This is a genomic window from Pseudomonas sp. R3-18-08 (genome assembly GCF_003852065.1).
Lineage (GTDB): Bacteria > Pseudomonadota > Gammaproteobacteria > Pseudomonadales > Pseudomonadaceae > Aquipseudomonas.
Genome location: NZ_CP027729.1, coordinates 685,893 through 705,013 on the forward strand (window position 1 = coordinate 685,893; position 19,121 = coordinate 705,013).

A 19,121-nucleotide genomic window follows, 5' to 3' on the forward strand; every position below is an offset into this window, starting at 1 on the left:
CACCGCCATCGGGAGCAAGCCCCTCCCACAGGGGATTTGCAGTGTTTGTTGAGTTAACCTGAGCCCCTTGCCTCTGCCGAGCGTTCCATGTCCGATTTGCTCGACCGTTACCCCCTGACCCCAGGCACCTATCACGAACTGCTGGATGACAGCGGCGATGTGCGGGCCCATTGGCAGCGCCTGCTCGACCACCTGCAACGCAGCACGCCGGCCCAACTGGCCCAGCGCCAGGCATTGCTGACCCGGCAGATTCAGGAAAACGGCGTGACTTACAACGTCTACGCCGACCCCAAGGGCGCCGATCGTCCGTGGGAACTGGACCTGTTGCCCCATGTGCTGGCCGCTGATGAGTGGCAGCATCTGTCGGCTGGTATTGCCCAGCGGGCGCGTCTGCTCAATGCCGTTCTCGCCGACCTCTATGGCCCGCAGCGCCTGATCAAAGAAGGCCTGCTGCCCGCCGAACTGGTCTTTGGCCACAACAACTTTCTCTGGCCGTGCCAGGGTATCCAGCCGCCGGACGGGACCTTTCTGCACCTGTTCGCCGTAGACCTGGCCCGCACGCCGGATGGTCGCTGGTGGGTGACCGCCGACCGAACCCAAGCCCCGTCGGGCGCCGGCTACGCCCTGGAAAACCGTACCATCGTGTCCCGCGCCTTTCCGGATTTGTACCGTGACCTGCAGGTGCAACACCTCACCGGTTTCTTCCGCACCCTCCAAGACACCTTGGCCCGCCAGGCGCCCGGCGATGACCAGCCGCCGCTGATCGTGCTGCTCACGCCGGGGCGCTTCAACGAAAGCTATTTCGAACATCTCTACCTCGCCCGTCAGCTCGGTTACCCGCTGGTGGAAGGCGGCGATCTCACCGTGCGCGACAGCACGGTGTTCCTCAAAACCCTCAGTGGCCTGCGCCGCGTAAACGCGATCATGCGTCGCCTGGACGACGACTTCTGCGACCCCTTGGAGCTGCGCACCGATTCGGCCCTCGGCGTACCCGGCCTGCTCGATGCCGTGCGCCAAGGCAATGTGCTGGTGGCCAATGCCCTGGGCAGCGGCGTGCTGGAGTCGCCGGGGCTGCTCGGTTTCCTGCCGAAGATCAACGAGTTTTTATTTGGTGAACAACTGATCCTGCCGTCCATCGCCACCTGGTGGTGCGGTGAGGCGCCGGTGCTGGCCGAGGCGCTGGAAAAGCTGCCGCAGTTGCTGATCAAACCGGCATTCCCCTCGCAGAGTTTTGCCCCGGTATTCGGGCGCGACCTGAACGCCGACCAACGCCAGGCCCTGGCCGAACGCATGCGCGCGCGGCCTTACGCTTACGTCGCCCAGGAGTTGGCGCAGCTGTCCCAGGCGCCGGTGTGGCATACCGTGGATGACCACTTGCAACACCGTGCCATCGGCATGCGCGTGTACGCCGTGGCCAGTGACGACGGCTACCGCGTGCTGCCCGGCGGCTTGACCCGTGTGGCCGCCGACGCCGACGCCGAAGTGGTGTCGATGCAGCGCGGCGGTGCGAGCAAGGACACCTGGGTACTCGGCGAGCGTGCCCCCGGTGGCGAACAATGGCGCGCCCAGCGCGCGATCGGGGCGCACGACCTGGTGCGCCGCGATCCGTATCTGCCGTCACGCGTGGTGGAAAACCTGTTTTGGTTTGGCCGTTATTGCGAGCGCTGCGATGACAGCGCGCGCTGGCTGCGCATCGTGCTGGCGCGCTATGTCGACGGTGACGATCCGTTGGCGCTGCAGGCGGCGGTGGAGCTGGGTGAGAGCCTGCGATTGTTGCCGGATGAAGGGGCGCTTCCCGAACGCTTGCTGGCCGCGTTGCTCGGCGATGACTGGCCGTCGAGCCTGCGCGCCAATTTGCAGCGTTTGCAGTGGGCGGCGTCCCAGGTGCGTGGCAAATTGTCCCGGGAAAACTGGCAGGCCCTGGTGGAGTTGCAACGCGAAGCCCTGCAACTGGAGAGCGAAACCCCGGACTTCGGCGAGTTGCTGGATTTCCTCAACCGCCTGGTGATGTCCCTGGCGGCGCTGTCGGGGTTTGCCCTGGACGATATGACCCGCGATGAAGGCTGGCGCTTCTTGATGATGGGCCGGCGTATCGAGCGCCTGCAGTTTCTCAGCAGCAGCCTTGCCGCGTTCCTGCGCGGTGTGGCGGTATTCGATCAGGCGGGGTTGGAGTGGTTGCTGGAGCTGGGCAACAGCAGCATCACCTACCGCTCGCGTTACCTGGCAGTGCCGCAACTGATTCCGGTGCTCGACCTGCTGTTGCTCGACGAGCAGAACCCCCATGCGGTGCTGTTTCAGCTGAAACTGGTGAGCCGTACCTTGCGGCGCTTGAACGATGATTTCGGCGTGCCACGGGAAACCGGCCTGGGGCCGTTGGTGGAGCAGTTGGCGCGCTTTGACCTGGGTTGCCTGGAGAACCCGCTGTTCGGTGAATCCAGCGTGCGCGCCGCGTTGGACGGCCTGGCCGACCTGCTGCAAGCGGTGGCCGATGAGAGCGGGCAAGTGTCGGATCGCCTGGCCTTGCGTCACTTTGCCCATGTGGATGATGTCAGCCAGCAAACGGTGTCGGTGTAATGAGCGCGCGCTACCAGATTTTCCATGACACCCATTACCACTATGACAGCCCGGTGTCCCTGGCCCAGCAGCTGGCGCATTTATGGCCGCGGCCCTGTGCGTGGCAGCGCTGCACCTGGCAAACCCTGGATATCAGCCCGCCGCCTTCTTCACGCCGCGATGAACTGGACGTGTTCGGCAACCCGATCACGCGCGTGGCGTTCGAGCGGCCCCATGATGAACTGCTGGTCAATGCCGGGCTGACCGTGGAAGTGCTGGCGCGACCCGCGTTGGACTTCCGGCAATCGCCGCCATGGGACCGCACCCGTGACAGCCTCACCTACAGCAGCCAACCGCTGTCGCTGGAGGTGATCGAAGCCTGCCGCTATCGCTTCGAATCGCCTTACGTGCATTTGAAAAAAACCTTCGTCGAATTCTCCGAAAGCTGCTTCCCGCCTGGCGCGCCCTTGTTGATAGGCGTGCAGGCATTGATGCACAAGATCTTCAGCGAATTCACCTTTGATGCCGAAGCCACTCAGGTCGCCACGCCACTGGTGGAAGTGCTGGAGCGCCGTCGCGGCGTGTGCCAGGACTTCGCCCACCTGATGCTCGCCTGCCTGCGCTCGCGGGGGCTGGCGGCACGCTATATCAGCGGCTACCTGCTGACCCAGCCACCGCCCGGCCAGCCACGGCTGATCGGCGCCGATGCGTCGCACGCATGGGTGTCGGTGTTCTGCCCGGAGTCGGGCTGGGTGGATTTCGATCCAACGAATAATGTGCAGCCGGCGCTGGAGCACATCACCCTGGCGTGGGGCCGGGATTTTTCCGATGTGTCGCCGTTGCGAGGGGTGATCCTGGGAGGAGGGAGCCATGACCCGGAGGTGCGGGTGACGGTGATGCCGCTGATGTAACGGGATCGTTCCCACGCTCTGCGTGGGAACGCCTGCGGTGACACTCAGCGTCACTGTGCGCCGGGACGCGGAACGTCCAAGGCTGCATTCCCACGCAGAGCGTGGGAACGATCAATTATTCAGCCGGGTCTTTCGGTGTTTCAGTCTCGTCTGCTGCCACTTCACCTTCCGCATCCGGGTTCAGTGCGCCCGCTTCTTCATCTGCAGCGGCTTTCTTGCGTTGCAGCTTTTCCTCTTTCTTCTGTTCCTTGGCCAAGTCTCTCTGACGTTTGGCGAAGGAGTAATTAGGTTTGGCCATGGGCGATCCTCTAGGGTACGAAGGTGAGGGTGGGCGGCGCGCGGCTGCCTTGGGTCGCTATGGTAGCAGCTTAGCAGCGCGCTTGGCCTTCACTTACCGCTGGCGTAAGCGGCCAGCAGGCCGTGGAACAGTTGATTGAGGTGCATGGCTCAGGCTCCAAGGGGGGCTGGGCCGATCATATTCGGTTGCCGCGACGTTGGCTGGTAGATTGTATTGATCAGTCTGATAGCCTAAAGTTGTATACAATCTGTTGATGCAGATCATAAGAACTCACGCCTGAATGAGGCACCCTTGTCGCAATACGCGTTATTCAACCCTGCCTTGGAGATTCACATGTTCGCCAAACTCGTTGCTGTTTCCCTGCTGACTCTGGCTAGCGGCCAGTTGCTTGCCGCAGAGTGCAAGGTCACTGTCGACTCCACCGACCAGATGTCGTTCAACACCAAAGAAATCACCATCGACAAGAGCTGCAAGCAGTTCACCGTCGAGCTGACTCACTCTGGCAACCTGCCCAAGAACGTGATGGGGCATAACTGGGTGCTGACCACTGAAGCCAACATGCAGACTGTGGCTACTGACGGTATGGCTGCAGGTATCGATAAGGATTATCTGAAAGCCGGTGATGACCGCATCATCGCCCACACCAAGATCATTGGTGCTGGCGAGAAAGACTCGGTGACCTTCGACGTCTCCAAGCTGAAAGCCGATGAGAAGTACAGCTTCTTCTGCTCGTTCCCCGGCCACATCTCGATGATGAAAGGTGCCGTGGTTCTGAAGTAACACCGCGTTATCGTTCATCGGGGGCAAGCCCCCTCCCACATTTGAATGTATTCACAAATCAAAGTGTGGGAGGGGGCTTGCCCCCGATGGCATTTTGGCAGTCACTGCAAAATCAGCTGCCTCACCTCAAGGCGCAAAGGGCATCACCCGCTTGTGCTCAGTCTTGCGGTACGTCTCGCAAATAATCCTGAACGCCTCCTCACGCACCGGCTCACCGTGCAGGAATGCATCGATCTCGGCATAGGTCACGCCATGTGACGCTTCGTCCGGCTTGCCCGGCGACAGGTCTTCCAGGTCGGCGGTCGGCACTTTCTCCACCAACGACTCCGGCGCGCCGAAATGCCGCGCAATCGCCCGCACCTGGTTTTTCACCAGCCCGCTCAGCGGCGCCAGGTCGCAGGCGCCGTCACCGAACTTGGTGAAAAAGCCCATGACCGCTTCCGCCGCATGGTCGGTACCGATCACCAGCCCACCGGCCGCGCCCGCGATGGTGTACTGCGCGACCATGCGCATGCGCGCCTTGGTGTTGCCCAGTACGAAGTCGCGGGAGGCCACCGGTTTGCCCTCGAACGCCGCGACTTCATTGGCCAGGGCTTTGACCGCCGGGCCGATGTTGACGGTGTGGCGCTCGTCCGGCTCGATGAAGTCCACCGATGCCTGGGCTTCGTGTTCGTCGAACTGGGTTTCGTAGGGCAGGCGCACGGCGATAAACCGAAAGGCCTCGTCGCCGCTGCTGGCGCGCAGTTCCTGCACGGCGCGCTGGGCCAAGAGGCCTGCGGTCAGGGAGTCGACACCGCCACTGATGCCCAGTACCAACGACTTGAGCCCGGAATTGCGCAGGCAGTCCTGGATAAAAGCCACGCGCCTGGCGACTTCTGCCTCAAGGGCGGCCTGGTCTTTGAACGGCGCTTGCACCTTGAGCTGCTGCGCAATCTCACGCTGTACGGCTTGCATGATTCACTCCTTGCTGGATAGGGCAGGTACTTTGAAAACGTGACGCAAATAGGCGACGAAATTGGGGTCGGTGCAGTGGGTCTTGCCCGCTTCATCGGAAATCTTCGCGACGGGCTGGCCATTGCAGGCGGTCATTTTAAGCACGATGCTCATCGGTTCCACCCCTGGAATATCGCAGGTCAGGTTGGTGCCGATGCCAAAGCTCACATTGATGCGACCGCGCAGCGCACGGAAAATCTCCAGGGCCTTGGGCAGCGTCAGACTGTCGGAGAACACCAGGGTCTTGCTCATCGGCTCGATGCCGAGCTTGTGGTAATGAGCGATGGCTTTTTCCGCCCACTGCACCGGGTCGCCGGAGTCGTGGCGCAGGCCATCGAACAGCTTGGCGAAGTACAAATCGAAGTCGCCGAGGAACGCGTCGGTGGTGATGCAGTCGGTCAGGGCGATGCCCAGCAGGCCACGGTATTCGCGGACCCAGCAATCGAGGGCGGCGATCTGGCTGTCGATCAGGCGCGGGCCGAGTTGTTGGTGGGCCATGATCCACTCATGGGCCATGGTGCCCAACGGTTTCATATCGAACTCGCGGGCCAGGTGCACGTTGCTGGTGCCGACAAAACGCCCGGGGAAGTCGTGCTTGAGCACGCTGACTACTTCCTCCTGCACCCGGTACGAGAAGCGCCGACGCGTGCCGAAGTCGGCCACCTGCAACTCGGACAGCTCATCGCTGCTGGCGTTGGCGGTCAGCCAGTCGAACTTGCGGTACAGCTGCTCGCGGGCCTGTTCTAGGATCACGGTCTGGTAGCGGTAGCGGTTACGCACTTCGCTGACGATGGCCAGCATCGGCACTTCAAACAGGATCACATGCAGCCACGGCCCGCGCAGGCGGATAAACAGCTCGCCGTTCTCGATACCGGTCTGCACGTAGCGCAGGTTGAAGCGGAACAGCCCGAGGAAACGCAAAAAATCCGGCTTCATGAAGCTGATGCGCTCCAGGAAACCCAATTGGTCCGGGCTCAGGCTCAGCTCGGCGAGGCGTTCGATCTGGTAGCGGATCTCCGCCAGATAAGGGCGCAGGTCTTCGCTGTTGCGGCAACGGAACTCCCATTCAACTTCCACGTTCGGGTAGTTGTGCAGCACCGCCTGCATCATGGTCAGCTTGTAGAAGTCGGTGTCGAGCAGGTTCTGCACGATGCGATCGGCAAACACACTCTCGCTCATAACGGGAATCTCCAGACGGGTCGGCGAGGGGCGCCGGCCTTTACGCTCAATTGAGGAAGGGGGCTAGTGGCGCATAGACCTGTGGGGTTTTGCCAGTGATTTTTTTGGCAAGGCAACTGACGCTATCGGGAGCAAGCCCCCTCCCACAGGTTGGAATGCATTTCAAAATGTGGGAGGGGGCTTGCTCCCGATAGCGATATTCCAAGCACTACACAACTTGTTCCATCATCCACTTCACAAATTCACGCACCTTGGGCACCTCCGCCGAATGCTCCGGATAGGAGAGGTAATACGCATCCTGGCTGGGCATTGCATGCTGCCAGGGAATCACCAGCTTGCCGTCGGCCAGTTCCTCTTCCACCAGAAAGCGCGGCAGCAGCGCCACGCCGCAGCCGACTTGCGCTGCGCGAATGCACATATAGAAGGTGTCAAAGCGCGGCCCGTGATAACTGTGCTCGGTGTGAAAACCCTGGCTGGCGAACCAGTCATGCCAGCCCTGGGGGCGTGAGGCGTTTTGCAGCAGCACCAGCTCGCTCAGTTGGGTGGGGTCGGTGAACGGCGCTGTCGGCAGGCTCTCCGGGGCGCACACGGGGATGAGTTCTTCGCTGAACAACTTCAGGCTTTCGGTGCCAGGGCGTGAACCCTGGCCGAAGTAGAACGCCATGTCGGCCTTGCCTTGCAGCAGTTCGTCCGGTTCCTGTTCGTTGCACAGGTCCAAATGAATCTGCGGGTGGCGCAGGCGCCAGCCCTTGAGGCGCGGCACCAGCCAGCGCGCACCGAATGTGTAGGGCGTGGACACGCGCAGTACTTCGGTTTCGCCGCCGTAGGAACGCAGGTAGTGGGTAGACATCTCCACTTGGGTAAGGATCTTGCGCACTTCCACCAGGTACAGATCGCCCGCCGGGGTCATCTGCAAGCGGCGCCGCACCCGGCGAAACAGCAGGTGTTGCAGCAACTCTTCCAACTGCGCCACCTGTTTGCTCACCGCGCTTTGGGTGAGGTTCAGTTCCTCGGCGGCGCGGGTAAAGCTCAGGTGGCGGGTGGCGGCTTCGAAACACTGCAGGGCGGTGATCGAAGGCAAATGTCTTTTGTTCAGCACGGCATGCCTCTTTTTATTCTTTGCATGAATAAACGGAATGATATCTCGCCTAATCGTCGTTTGTTGGCAAGTCTTGGGCCAGCTACAAATGAGGCCTGGATCGCCGCGCCGGTTGCGGCGCACATTTTTCTGCTTTTGTTTGAAGGAGTGACCCATGGTTGCCGCATTGCTTGACCGTCTAGGGGTAAACCCGGCGCTGTACCAGGCGGGTACCCAGCCCGTGCATTCGCCGATCGATGGCAGCCGTATCGGCAGTGTGCACTGGGAAGGCGCCGCCGAGGTGGAGCAGCAGGTCAGTCGCGCCGAGCATGCATTCGACGCCTGGCGCAACGTGCCGGCCCCGCGTCGCGGCGAGCTGGTGCGCCAGTTGGGCGACATGTTGCGCCAATACAAGGCCGACCTTGGCGAGCTGGTCTCCTGGGAAGCCGGCAAAATCACCCAGGAAGGCCTGGGGGAAGTGCAGGAAATGATCGACATCTGCGACTTCGCCGTCGGCTTGTCACGCCAACTCTACGGCTTGACCATCGCCTCCGAGCGCCCCGGCCACCATATGCGGGAAACCTGGCACCCGCTGGGCGTGGTCGGCGTGATCAGCGCGTTCAATTTCCCGGTGGCCGTGTGGGCGTGGAACACCACGCTGGCGCTGGTGTGCGGCAATGCGGTGATCTGGAAACCGTCGGAAAAGACCCCGCTCACCGCGCTGGCCTGCCAGGCGCTGTTCGAACGGGTGCTGAAGAATTTCAAGGATGCACCGCAGTACCTCAGCCAAGTGATTATTGGCGGTCGCGATGCCGGCGCCGCGCTGGTGGATGACCCGCGCGTGGCGCTGATCAGCGCCACCGGCAGCACGCGCATGGGCCGCGAAGTGGCGCCGAAAGTTGCCGCGCGCTTTGCCCGCAGCATTCTCGAACTGGGCGGCAACAATGCGATGATCCTCAGCCCCAGCGCTGACCTGGACATGGCCGTGCGCGCCATCCTGTTCAGTGCGGTCGGCACCGCCGGCCAGCGGTGCACAACCCTGCGCCGGCTGATCGCCCATGAATCGGTCAAGGCCGACATCGTCACCCGCCTCAAGGCTGCCTACGCCAAGGTGCGCATCGGCCACCCGCTGGAAGGCAACCTGATCGGTCCGCTGATCGACAAGCACGGCTTCGACAACATGCAGGACGCCCTGGAGCAAGCCCTGAGCGAGGGCGGCAAGGTGTTCGGCGGCAAGCGCCAGCTCGAAGACCAGTTCCCCAACGCCTACTACGTGTCGCCGGCGATTGTGGAAATGCCCGAGCAGAGCGACGTGGTGTGCACCGAAACCTTCGCGCCGATTCTGTATGTGATCGGCTACACCGACTTCGCCGAGGCCCTGCGCCTGAACAACGCGGTGCCACAAGGCTTGTCGTCATGCATCTTCACGACCGATGTGCGCGAAGCCGAGCAGTTCATGTCGGCGGTGGGCAGTGACTGCGGCATTGCCAACGTCAACATCGGCCCGAGTGGCGCGGAAATCGGTGGTGCGTTTGGCGGTGAGAAGGAGACGGGCGGCGGGCGTGAGTCGGGCTCGGATGCGTGGCGCGGGTATATGCGGCGCCAGACCAATACCGTGAACTACTCGCTGGAGTTGCCGCTGGCTCAGGGCATTACCTTCGACTGATTTCTCAAGTCGAAGTGAAGGCAAATGTGGGAGGGGGCTTGCCCCCGATAGCGGTGGATCAGCTGTGCATCGGTTGCCTGACACACCGCCATCGGGGGCAAGCCCCCTCCCACAATTGATCGGATTCAAAGTGTAAAAAAACCGTTGTTTGTTAGGTCCTCTGCGGAGTCTGGCAATGCCCTTACGCGAAACATGTTTGTGGGAACACCTCACCCCGAGCCGGCCGGATCGCGCCGCGCTCAAAGGCGAAATCAAGGTGGATGTGTGCGTGATCGGTGCCGGCATCACCGGTTTGTCGGCGGCCATTCACTTGCTCGAACAAGGTAAAAGCGTCGCGGTGCTGGAGGCTCACCGCACCGGCCACGGCGGTTCGGGGCGCAACGTCGGGCTGGTTAACGCCGGCATGTGGATCCCGCCGGACGAGATCGAAGCCGGTTTCGGCGAAGCCGTGGGCAGTCAGCTCAACCGCATGTTGGGTGCCGCGCCGTCGCTGGTATTCGGCCTGATCGACAAATACGCCATCGATTGCCAACTGCGCCGCGAGGGCACTTTGCACATGGCGCACAACGCCCGTGGCGAGGCGGACTTGCGCAGCCGGGAAGCGCAATGGAAGCGCCGGGGTGCGCCGGTCGAGTTGCTGACCGGGCAGGCGTGCGAGCAGGCCACCGGCACCACGAAAATCGCCGCCGCGTTGCTGGACCGACGCGCCGGCACTTTGAACCCGATGGCCTACACCAGCGGCCTGGCGAATGCGGCAGTCGGGTTGGGCGGGCAGTTATTCGATCATTCCCCGGTGACCCAGCTTGAGCGCCAGGGCGCAGACTGGCTGGTGCAGACCGCCCAGGGTGCGGTGCGGGCCGCACAGGTGGTGATCGCTTCCAATGCCTACACCGAAGGTGAATGGACCGAGCTGCGCCGCAATTTCTTTCCCGGTTATTACTATCAGGTCGCGTCGGCACCGCTCACCGATGACGCCGCCACACGCATCCTGCCGGGTGGCCAGGGCTCATGGGACACGCGCCAGGTGTTGAGCAGCATCCGCCGTGACGCCGATGGTCGCCTGTTGCTCGGCAGCCTGGGCAATGGCAACCAGAAGCCGGCCTGGTTCCTCAAGGCGTGGGCCGATCGGGTGCAGCAGCACTACTTCCCGTATCTCAAATCGGTGCAGTGGGAATACACCTGGACCGGCTGCATCGCCTTTACGCCCGATCACCTGATGCGTTTGTTCGAGCCGGCGCCGGGGCTGGTGGCGGTCACCGGCTATAACGGGCGCGGGGTGACCACCGGCAGCGTGGTCGGTAAAGCGTTTGCCGACTATTTGTGTCACCAGAATCCCCAGGCGCTGCCGATTCCCTTTACACCGATGCAACCGCTGGCGGGCGCAGGCCTGCGCAGTTGCCTGTATGAAGCGGGATTCTCGCTGTATCACGCCGGGCAATGTCTGCGGATCGTGATCTGATCCGCGAAATAGCGCGCGGAAGCCGGCATTTTCTTAGCCGGCTACCCATCTGTATTGGTGCAAGTCGTAGCAATCGCGCACTGTAAATGTGCAGTTCCGTTACGCAGCTGGTTACAAGTAGTGGAGCTGTCGTTTATCCCTCCGGTTGCAGGTGCCACCGTTCGGGGTTGTACTTTTTTGGTGTGCCGGTTGCACCTGTCGGAGCTAGACGGTTGCACGTCCTGGCGAAAGGACTCGAAACGCCAGCAATAACAATGACACCGTGTCTTTTTGAAGAATAAAAAAGTAATGGCACGCGGCTTGCTCTGAGCTTTCAGTGAAAAGTTTGAATGCAAGTTGTCGTGCCAAAAATCAAAAATATCGGAGCACCACTCATGTCCCAGACGTTTTACAAGAAAGGTTTTCTGGCCCTCGCCGTTGCAGCGGCGCTGGGTGTTTCTACGTTTGTTCAAGCTGATGTGAAAATTGGTGTGGCAGGCCCGATGACGGGTGCCAACGCCGCTTTCGGTGAGCAGTACATGAAGGGTGCCCAGGCGGCAGCCGATGAGGTCAACAAGGCGGGTGGCGTCAACGGCGAGAAGATCGTGCTGGTGGCCGGGGATGACGCCTGCGAGCCAAAACAAGCGGTGGCCGTGGCCAACCGCCTGGCCGACCAGGACAAAGTGATCGGCGTGGTCGGGCACTTCTGCTCCTCCAACACCATCCCGGCCTCCGAGGTGTATGACGAGGCGGGCATCATCGCAATCACCCCAGGCTCCACCAACCCACAGGTGACCGAGCGCGGCCTGGGCGCCATGTTCCGCATGTGCGGGCGTGACGACCAGCAAGGCATCGTCGCCGGCGACTACATCGTCGACGTGCTCAAGGGCAAGAAAGTCGCGGTCATCAACGACAAAGACACCTACGGCAAGGGCCTGGCCGACGCCACCGCTGCCCAGTTGACCAAGCGCGGCGTGAAGCCGGTGCTGGAAGAAGGCCTGACCCGTGGCGAAAAAGACTTCAGCGCCCTGGTCACCAAGATCCGCTCCCTGGGCGCCGACGTCGTGTACTTCGGCGGCCTGCACCCGGAAGCCGGCCCGCTGGTTCGCCAGATTCGTGAAGCCGGCTTGAAAGACGTCAAGTTCATGTCCGACGACGGCATCGTGACCGACGAACTGGTGGCGACCGCCGGTGGTGCGCAGTACGTGGACGGCGTCTACATGACCTTCGGCGCCGACCCGCGCCTGTTGCCGGACAGCAAGGCGGTGGTCGAGCAGTTCCGTAAAAACGGCACCGAGCCCGAAGGCTACACCCTGTACGCCTACGCCTCGATCCAGGCCCTGGCCGCCGGCTTCAACGGCGCCAAGTCGAACAAGGGCGAGGACGCGGCCAAGTGGTTGAAGGCTAACCCGGTTAAAACCGTCATGGGCGAAAAGGCCTGGGATACCAAGGGCGACCTGAAAATCTCCGACTATGTGGTTTACCAGTGGGACAAAGACGGTAAATACCACCAGCTGGAAAAGCAGAAGTAAGGCTCTGCACCACAGTCCCAATGTGGGAGGGGGCTTGCTCCCGATAGCGGTGGATCAGGTTCAAATCTATTGACTGGCACACCGCAATCGGGAGCAAGCCCCCTCCCACAGGAGACCGTGCTGTTATCAAGATCTGTCTTTTCCTCCAGAAGAACCGCACACCCACCGGTGTGCAGGTTCTCACCGCGTGAGATTGCGTTATGGATGGTATTTTCCTGCAGCAACTGGTCAACGGCCTGACCCTCGGGTCGGTCTATGGCCTGATCGCCATCGGCTACACAATGGTCTATGGCATCATTGGCATGATCAACTTCGCCCACGGCGAGGTTTATATGATTTCCGCTTACCTCGCGGCGATCAGTCTGGCACTGCTGGCTTACTTCGGCATCGAATCCTTCCCGCTGCTCATTCTCGGCACTTTGGTCTTCACCGTCGTCGTCACCGGCGTGTACGGTTGGGTCATCGAACGTGTCGCCTACAAACCGCTGCGCAACTCCACCCGACTGGCTCCGCTGATCAGCGCCATCGGTATCTCGCTGATCCTGCAGAACTACGCGCAGATCGCCCAGGGCGCCAAGCAACAAGGTATTCCCACCCTGCTGGCCGGCGCCTGGCGCGTCGATATCGGCACCGGGTTCGTGCAACTCACCTACACCAAAGTGTTCATCCTCGTGGCGGCATTCGCCGGCATGGCGTTGCTCACCTACATCATCAAATACACCAAGCTCGGCCGCATGTGCCGCGCCACCCAGCAAGACCGCAAGATGGCCTCGATCCTGGGCATCAACACCGACCGCGTGATCTCCTACGTATTCGTCATCGGCGCCGCCATGGCCGCCCTGGCCGGCGTGCTGATCACCCTCAATTACGGCACCTTCGACTTCTATGCCGGCTTCATCATCGGCATCAAGGCGTTTACCGCAGCGGTACTCGGCGGCATCGGCTCCCTGCCTGGGGCGATGCTGGGCGGGATCATCCTCGGTATCTCCGAGTCGCTGTTCTCGGGGTTGATCAACTCCGACTACAAAGACGTGTTCAGTTTCTCCCTGCTGGTGGTGATTCTGATTTTCCGTCCCCAGGGCCTGCTTGGTCGCCCACTTGTGGCGAAGGTGTAAACATGTCTGCTGCCAAATCTATCGATATCAAGAAAAGTGTGGTCGATACGGTCCTCGCCGGGCTGATTTCGCTGATCGTGTTCGGCCCGATCGTCGGCGTGGTGCTCGACGGCTACAGCTTCAACCTGGAACCGGCGCGCGTGGCCACGTTGGTCGCCATTGTGATGGCCGGGCGCTTTGCCCTCAGCCTGTTCCTGCAAACCCCCAAGGGCGTGAAGATCCTGCAGGGTTTCGAAAGCAGCGGCTCCGGAGTGCACGTGCGGGCGCCGGACTACAAGTCGCGGCTGCGCTGGATCATTCCGGCGCTGATCGTGATCGCCATCGTGTTTCCGATCTTTGCCAACAAGTACCTGCTGACCGTGGTGATCCTCGGGCTGATCTACGTATTGCTCGGCCTGGGCCTGAACATCGTGGTGGGCCTGGCCGGTCTGCTCGACCTGGGTTATGTGGCGTTCTACGCCATCGGCGCCTACGGCCTGGCGCTGGGTTACCAATACCTCGGCCTGGGTTTCTGGACGGTGCTGCCGCTGGCCGCCATTGCGGCGGCGTTGGCGGGGTGCATACTCGGCTTTCCGGTATTGCGAATGCATGGTGACTACCTGGCCATCGTGACCCTGGGCTTCGGTGAAATCATTCGCCTGGTGCTCAACAACTGGCTGTCGTTCACCGGTGGCCCGAACGGCATGCCAGTACCTTCGCCGACCTTCCTCGGCCTGGAGTTCGGCAAGCGTGCCAAGGACGGCGGCATCCCGTTCCACGAGTTCTTCGGCATCGATTACAACCCCAATATCAAGTTCATGTTCATCTACATCGTGCTGTTCCTGGTGGTGCTGGCCGTGCTGTACATCAAGCACCGCCTGACCCGCATGCCGGTCGGGCGTGCCTGGGAAGCCCTGCGCGAAGATGAAATCGCCTGTCGCTCCATGGGCCTGAACCACGTACTGGTCAAGCTTTCGGCGTTCACCATCGGTGCCTCCACGGCTGGTTTGGCCGGGGTGTTCTTCGCCAGTTACCAGGGCTTCGTCAACCCGTCGTCGTTTACCTTCTTCGAGTCGGCGTTGATCCTGGCCATCGTGGTCTTGGGCGGCATGGGCTCGACGGTCGGTGTGGTGATCGCGGCGTTCGTGTTGACCGTTGCCCCGGAACTGCTGCGCAGCTTCTCTGAATACCGCGTGCTGCTGTTTGGCGTGCTGATGGTGGTGATGATGATCTGGCGACCGCGCGGCTTGATCCGCATCAGCCGTACCGGTGTGACACCACGTAAAGGAGTGGCGCCATGAGCAAGGAAGTCGTCCTCTCCGTTGAACACCTGATGATGCACTTCGGTGGCATCAAGGCCTTGAGCGATGTGAGCCTCAAGGTGAAGCGCAACTCGATCTTCGCCCTGATCGGCCCCAACGGCGCCGGCAAGACCACCGTGTTCAACTGCCTCACCGGTTTCTACAAGGCCAGTGGCGGCAAGATCGAACTCAACGTGCGTGGCAAGCAGACCAATGTGATCCAGTTATTGGGTGAGCGCTTCCAGGCCACCGATTTCGTCTCGCCGAAAAGCTTCCTCAGCCGGGTGTACTACAAGATGTTCGGCGGCACCCATTTGGTGAACCGCGCGGGCCTGGCGCGGACCTTCCAGAACATTCGCCTGTTCAAGGAAATGTCGGTGCTGGAGAACCTGCTGGTGGCGCAGCACATGTGGGTCAACCGCAACATGCTCGCCGGTATCCTCAACACCAAGGGCTACCGCAAGGCCGAAAGCGATGCCCTCGACCACGCGTTCTACTGGCTGGAAGTGGTCGACCTGGTGGACTGCGCCAACCGCCTCGCCGGCGAGCTTTCCTACGGCCAGCAGCGCCGCCTGGAAATCGCCCGCGCGATGTGCACGCGGCCGCAGATCATCTGCCTGGATGAACCGGCGGCGGGCCTCAACCCCCAGGAGACCGAAGCCCTCAGCGCGATGATTCGCCTGCTGCGCGACGAACACGACCTCACGGTGGTGCTGATCGAACACGACATGGGCATGGTGATGAGTATTTCCGACCACATCGTGGTGCTGGACCACGGCAACGTGATCGCCGAAGGCGGGCCGGACGCGATCCGCAACGACCCGAAAGTGATCGCCGCCTACCTGGGCGCGGATGAAGAGGAACTCGTATGAACGGGCCTATCCTCGAAATGAAGGACCTGGACGTGTTCTACGGCCCGATCCAGGCCCTGAAAAAAGTCTCGCTGTACATCAACGAAGGCGAAACCGTCAGCCTGATCGGCTCCAATGGCGCGGGCAAATCCACGCTGCTGATGTCGATCTTCGGCCAGCCACGGGCCGAGTCGGGGCAGATTCTCTACAACGGCGTGGACATTACCCACAAGTCGTCCCACTACATCGCCTCCAACGGCATCGCGCAATCGCCGGAAGGGCGGCGGGTATTCCCCGACATGACCGTCGAGGAAAACCTGCTGATGGGCACCATCCCCATTGGCGACAAGTTCGCGCAGGAAGACATGCAGCGCATGTTCGAGCTGTTTCCACGGCTCAAGGAGCGGCGTAACCAGCGCGCGATGACCATGTCTGGTGGCGAGCAGCAAATGCTCGCCATCGCCCGCGCGCTGATGAGCCGGCCCAAGCTGTTGCTGCTCGATGAGCCCAGCCTGGGCCTGGCGCCGATCGTGGTGAAACAGATCTTTTCCACCCTGCGCGAGCTGGCCTCCACCGGGATGACCATCTTCCTGGTGGAGCAGAACGCCAACCACGCCCTGCGCTTGTCGGACCGCGCCTACGTCATGGTCAACGGCGAGATTCGCCTGACCGGTACGGGCAAGGAACTGCTGGTGAATGAGGAAGTGCGCAACGCCTACCTGGGCGGTCACTGACTGCGCGGTATCCTGTGGGAGGGGGCTTGCTCCCGATAGCGGAGTGTCAGTTTCAGATGTGCTGACTGACAAAACGCTATCTGGAGCAAGTCGAATCGTCGCACCGCCCCTCCCACATTGTTTTGTGTGATCCACAAGGCCTGCGCCAAATTGTGGAAAACAAATTCAGCCCCCCTCCAAAGCGCGACATATAGCCGCCGCAAATCCCTGTTTTGTCACAGTTTTGACTTGTCCCCATCCGCTGTGGAACCGGCTGTGGGTAAGGTGGGAGTAGCTGGCTGCAAGCCTCTGAAACCGTGGCTTGCAGCGGTGTGGTTAGTATTTGACCAGCCACTTTTTCGGGACCCTTCGAGGGGTTTGTCAACCTGTTTAAAGACACAGGTATATGACCGTTGCGTGTCACTCCTGCCTGTGGATAAGTCTGTGACTAAACTATGGAAAGACTGCCGCAGAGGCCGGAATGACTGGCCTGGAGCCATCGTCTAGATGTTCACCGGGGAAAACGCCTACATACGCCTCTACCCAGGTCAAGCAAAAAACTTTCTAAAAGCTCCTGCAGGCCTTGTATCACGCGGCTCAAGACGATTCGCACTTGCCCCCAAAGACTGTGGGCGCAGTTGTGGATAACCTGCGCGTATGTGGCTGCAGGCCTTGATCTGCATAGCTCTGCCAAACGTGGTTAAAAAATGATCAGGCGAGTATGAAGGTGCGCGCTTAGCGGTTGCCGCGAGGGCAGCGTAAGGGCATTCTGCTGGCAACTTTTCCCGTTGCCCGCAAGGAGACCACCATGTCCGACACGCTGTTTATTACTGGCGCCACTTCAGGTTTCGGTGAAGCCTGTGCCCGCCGTTTTGCCGAAGCCGGCTGGAAACTGGTGCTCACCGGCCGGCGTGCCGAGCGCTTGAATGCGCTGGTCGAAGAGCTTTCCAAGCAAACCGAAGTGCATGGCCTGGTGGTGGACGTGCGTGATCGCAAAGGCATGGAAGACGCCATCGCCAATTTGCCGCCATCGTTCGCCACGTTGCGCGGGCTGATCAACAACGCCGGCCTGGCCGTGGGCACCGACCCCGCGCCCAAGTGCAACCTCGACGACTGGGAAACCATGGTCGACACCAATATCAAAGGGTTGCTGACCACCACCAACCTGCTGCTGCCGCGCCTGATCGCCCATGGCCGTGGCGCCGGGATCATCAACCTGGGTTCCATCGCCGGTAACTACCCTTACCCGGGCAGCCATGTGTATGGCGGGTCCAAGGCGTTCGTGAAGCAGTTCTCGCTGAACCTGCGCTGCGATCTGCAAGGCACCGGTGTGCGGGTGACCAACATCGAGCCGGGCTTGTGCGAGAGCGAATTTTCCCTGGTGCGTTTCGGCGGCGACCAGGCGCGTTATGACGCGACCTACGCGGGCGCCGAGCCGATCCAGCCGCAGGATATTGCCGACACGATCTTCTGGGTGCTGAATACGCCGGCGCACGTGAATATCAACCGCTTGGAGCTGATGCCGGTGAGCCAGACCTGGGCTGGGTTTGCGATTGAGCGTGGGGCCAAGGGCTAACTGATTGTTCCCACGCTCCGCGTGGGAATACCGCTGGGGACGCTCTGCGTCGCGCTTTGCTGGTGACGCAGAGCGTCACACCATGCATTCCCACGCAGAGCGTGGGAACGATCAAAGGTACACTCCGCTCCTGAAAACCCTCCGCACTGTGCGGTTTAAAGGTTTTGACGGGAGGAAATGTGAGTAACCGAGGTGAGCAGGCACTGCTCAAACAATCGACCATCCTGATGTTCGCAGTTGCGGTCGCCGGGATTGTCACGGGTGTGATATCCGGCGCCCAATCCATTCTGTTCGACGGCTTTTTCTCGCTGATCGCCACCGCCATCAAGGTGTTGATGCTGATCACGGCCAAGCTGATCGCCAAGAAAAGCAACGAGCGGTTCCAGTTCGGCTACTGGCACCTGGAGCCTATGGTGCTGTTGATCGAAGGCAGCTTTCTGCTGTTGATCGCCATCTATGCGTTCCTCAACGGCGTGTTCGGCATCATCAATGGTGGGCGCGAGATCGAGTTGGGGCTGGTGATCATTTATGCGGCGGTGTTTACCGTGGTGGAGTTCGCCTACTTCTTCTATGTGCGCTACCGCAATCGCACGCTGAAATCCTCGTTGATCCAGTTCGACAACATCAGTTGGCTGGTGGACGCGATGCTGTCGGTGGGCCTGTTGATCAGCTTTCTGGCGGCACTGTTGCTCAAGTCCCAGGGGTATGGCGAGTGGGCGGTGTACGTCGACCCGCTGATCCTGATCCTGTTGGCCCTGAGCATGCTGGCGCCGGCGTTCAAGATCCTGCGCCCGGCGTTGCGTGAGGTGCTGGGGATCGCCCCGGATCACCTGGACGACACCGTGCGTGAAGTGATGGACGCGGCCAAGGCCAGGCATGGTTTCGATGACTACGTGTCCTATGTGCAAAAGCACGGGCGGGCGCGGTTCATCGAAATCCATGTGGTGTTGCCGGCGGATTACCCGGTGGATAACGTCGCGGCCCTCGACCTGCTGCGCGAAGAGATATCCACAGGGCTCGGCACGCCGGATGCGGCTCGTTGGCTGACCATCAGTTTTACCGGGGATCGCAAGTGGATTGCGTGAAGTCAGTCAGACCGAGGTAAGGCTATCGGGAGCAAGCCCCCTCCCACACTTTGATTTGTGAATACATTCAAAT

At 61.2% G+C, this 19,121-nt stretch carries 16 protein-coding genes; 12 read left to right on the forward strand and 4 right to left on the reverse strand.

Annotation, left to right across the window (positions count from 1 at the left end; genetic code table 11):
• The first annotated feature begins 87 nt into the window (after positions 1 to 87).
• Together C4J92_RS02985 and C4J92_RS02990 are read left to right on the forward strand one after the other, a co-directional pair.
• Positions 88 to 2,574, forward strand: coding sequence for a circularly permuted type 2 ATP-grasp protein (locus C4J92_RS02985; RefSeq protein WP_124402904.1), 2,487 nt, complete (start codon positions 88 to 90; stop codon positions 2,572 to 2,574).
• A complete protein-coding gene (locus C4J92_RS02990) occupies positions 2,574 to 3,464 on the forward strand; it encodes a transglutaminase family protein (RefSeq protein ID WP_124402905.1) in 891 nt (296 codons plus the stop codon). Before C4J92_RS02985 ends, C4J92_RS02990 begins: the two co-directional genes overlap by 1 nt.
• Positions 3,465 to 3,579: 115 nt before the next feature.
• On the opposite strand, the gene C4J92_RS02995 is transcribed toward C4J92_RS02990, so the two are convergent.
• Positions 3,580 to 3,762 (reverse strand): hypothetical protein, encoded by a 183-nt coding sequence (locus C4J92_RS02995; RefSeq protein ID WP_057724239.1) that lies wholly within the window; start codon positions 3,760 to 3,762, stop codon positions 3,580 to 3,582.
• 333 nt (positions 3,763 to 4,095) lie between these two features.
• On the opposite strand from C4J92_RS02995, the gene azu reads away from it, so the two are divergent.
• The gene (azu, locus tag C4J92_RS03000) at positions 4,096 to 4,542 is read left to right on the forward strand and encodes an azurin (RefSeq protein WP_124402906.1); all 447 of its coding nucleotides are present in this window, start codon (positions 4,096 to 4,098) and stop codon (positions 4,540 to 4,542) included.
• A gap of 126 nt (positions 4,543 to 4,668) precedes the next feature.
• Here azu and nadE read toward each other — a convergent pair whose 3' ends face one another.
• The 3 genes from nadE to C4J92_RS03015 all read right to left on the reverse strand — a co-directional run bounded on the left by nadE (position 4,669) and on the right by C4J92_RS03015 (position 7,813).
• Positions 4,669 to 5,496 (reverse strand): ammonia-dependent NAD(+) synthetase, encoded by an 828-nt coding sequence (gene nadE / locus C4J92_RS03005; RefSeq protein ID WP_124402907.1) that lies wholly within the window; start codon positions 5,494 to 5,496, stop codon positions 4,669 to 4,671.
• Positions 5,497 to 5,499: 3 nt separating this feature from the next.
• Entirely contained in the window at positions 5,500 to 6,714 is a 1,215-nt protein-coding gene (gene pncB / locus C4J92_RS03010) for a nicotinate phosphoribosyltransferase (protein ID WP_124361042.1), read from the reverse strand.
• A gap of 208 nt (positions 6,715 to 6,922) precedes the next feature.
• Positions 6,923 to 7,813: a LysR family transcriptional regulator gene (locus C4J92_RS03015; protein WP_124402908.1), complete on the reverse strand. Its 891-nt coding sequence runs from the start codon at positions 7,811 to 7,813 to the stop codon at positions 6,923 to 6,925.
• Between the two features lie 154 nt (positions 7,814 to 7,967).
• Between C4J92_RS03015 and C4J92_RS03020 the strand changes: the two genes are divergently transcribed.
• The 9 genes from C4J92_RS03020 (at position 7,968) to C4J92_RS03065 (ending at position 19,048) form a co-directional block, all read left to right on the forward strand.
• Positions 7,968 to 9,458 (forward strand): aldehyde dehydrogenase family protein, encoded by a 1,491-nt coding sequence (locus C4J92_RS03020; RefSeq protein ID WP_124402909.1) that lies wholly within the window; start codon positions 7,968 to 7,970, stop codon positions 9,456 to 9,458.
• A gap of 175 nt (positions 9,459 to 9,633) precedes the next feature.
• Entirely contained in the window at positions 9,634 to 10,917 is a 1,284-nt protein-coding gene (locus C4J92_RS03025) for an FAD-binding oxidoreductase (RefSeq protein WP_124402910.1), read from the forward strand.
• 374 nt (positions 10,918 to 11,291) lie between these two features.
• Positions 11,292 to 12,428, forward strand: a complete 1,137-nt coding sequence (locus C4J92_RS03030; protein WP_124402911.1) for a branched-chain amino acid ABC transporter substrate-binding protein — start codon at positions 11,292 to 11,294, stop codon at positions 12,426 to 12,428.
• Between the two features lie 200 nt (positions 12,429 to 12,628).
• Complete coding sequence (locus C4J92_RS03035) at positions 12,629 to 13,543, forward strand: branched-chain amino acid ABC transporter permease (RefSeq protein ID WP_048727385.1); 915 nt, start codon at positions 12,629 to 12,631, stop codon at positions 13,541 to 13,543.
• A gap of 2 nt (positions 13,544 to 13,545) precedes the next feature.
• Positions 13,546 to 14,823, forward strand: coding sequence for a high-affinity branched-chain amino acid ABC transporter permease LivM (gene livM / locus C4J92_RS03040; protein WP_124361047.1), 1,278 nt, complete (start codon positions 13,546 to 13,548; stop codon positions 14,821 to 14,823).
• Positions 14,820 to 15,695 (forward strand): ABC transporter ATP-binding protein, encoded by an 876-nt coding sequence (locus tag C4J92_RS03045; protein ID WP_124384883.1) that lies wholly within the window; start codon positions 14,820 to 14,822, stop codon positions 15,693 to 15,695. Before livM ends, C4J92_RS03045 begins: the two co-directional genes overlap by 4 nt.
• A complete protein-coding gene (locus C4J92_RS03050; protein WP_124361049.1) occupies positions 15,692 to 16,408 on the forward strand; it encodes an ABC transporter ATP-binding protein in 717 nt (238 codons plus the stop codon). The genes C4J92_RS03045 and C4J92_RS03050 overlap by 4 nt, the downstream gene beginning before the upstream one ends.
• A 787-nt stretch (positions 16,409 to 17,195) precedes the next feature.
• Complete coding sequence (locus tag C4J92_RS03060) at positions 17,196 to 17,963, forward strand: SDR family oxidoreductase (RefSeq protein WP_124402913.1); 768 nt, start codon at positions 17,196 to 17,198, stop codon at positions 17,961 to 17,963.
• Between the two features lie 179 nt (positions 17,964 to 18,142).
• Positions 18,143 to 19,048 (forward strand): cation diffusion facilitator family transporter, encoded by a 906-nt coding sequence (locus C4J92_RS03065; protein ID WP_124402914.1) that lies wholly within the window; start codon positions 18,143 to 18,145, stop codon positions 19,046 to 19,048.
• The last annotated feature ends 73 nt before the right edge of the window (positions 19,049 to 19,121 follow it).

What these genes read in the sequence shown, in the direction of transcription:
- C4J92_RS03045 (WP_124384883.1), top strand. Translation starts at nt 14,820, where the DNA reads ATGAGCAAGGAAGTCGTCCTCTCCGTTGAACACCTGATGATGCACTTC.
- azu (WP_124402906.1), top strand. Translation starts at nt 4,096, where the DNA reads ATGTTCGCCAAACTCGTTGCTGTTTCCCTGCTGACTCTGGCTAGCGGC.
- C4J92_RS03030 (WP_124402911.1), top strand. Translation starts at nt 11,292, where the DNA reads ATGTCCCAGACGTTTTACAAGAAAGGTTTTCTGGCCCTCGCCGTTGCA.
- C4J92_RS03020 (WP_124402909.1), top strand. Translation starts at nt 7,968, where the DNA reads ATGGTTGCCGCATTGCTTGACCGTCTAGGGGTAAACCCGGCGCTGTAC.
- C4J92_RS03060 (WP_124402913.1), top strand. Translation starts at nt 17,196, where the DNA reads ATGTCCGACACGCTGTTTATTACTGGCGCCACTTCAGGTTTCGGTGAA.
- C4J92_RS02990 (WP_124402905.1), top strand. Translation starts at nt 2,574, where the DNA reads ATGAGCGCGCGCTACCAGATTTTCCATGACACCCATTACCACTATGAC.
- C4J92_RS02995 (WP_057724239.1), bottom strand. Translation starts at nt 3,762, where the DNA reads ATGGCCAAACCTAATTACTCCTTCGCCAAACGTCAGAGAGACTTGGCC.
- livM (WP_124361047.1), top strand. Translation starts at nt 13,546, where the DNA reads ATGTCTGCTGCCAAATCTATCGATATCAAGAAAAGTGTGGTCGATACG.
- pncB (WP_124361042.1), bottom strand. Translation starts at nt 6,714, where the DNA reads ATGAGCGAGAGTGTGTTTGCCGATCGCATCGTGCAGAACCTGCTCGAC.
- C4J92_RS03050 (WP_124361049.1), top strand. Translation starts at nt 15,692, where the DNA reads ATGAACGGGCCTATCCTCGAAATGAAGGACCTGGACGTGTTCTACGGC.
- C4J92_RS02985 (WP_124402904.1), top strand. Translation starts at nt 88, where the DNA reads ATGTCCGATTTGCTCGACCGTTACCCCCTGACCCCAGGCACCTATCAC.
- C4J92_RS03025 (WP_124402910.1), top strand. Translation starts at nt 9,634, where the DNA reads ATGCCCTTACGCGAAACATGTTTGTGGGAACACCTCACCCCGAGCCGG.
- C4J92_RS03035 (WP_048727385.1), top strand. Translation starts at nt 12,629, where the DNA reads ATGGATGGTATTTTCCTGCAGCAACTGGTCAACGGCCTGACCCTCGGG.
- nadE (WP_124402907.1), bottom strand. Translation starts at nt 5,496, where the DNA reads ATGCAAGCCGTACAGCGTGAGATTGCGCAGCAGCTCAAGGTGCAAGCG.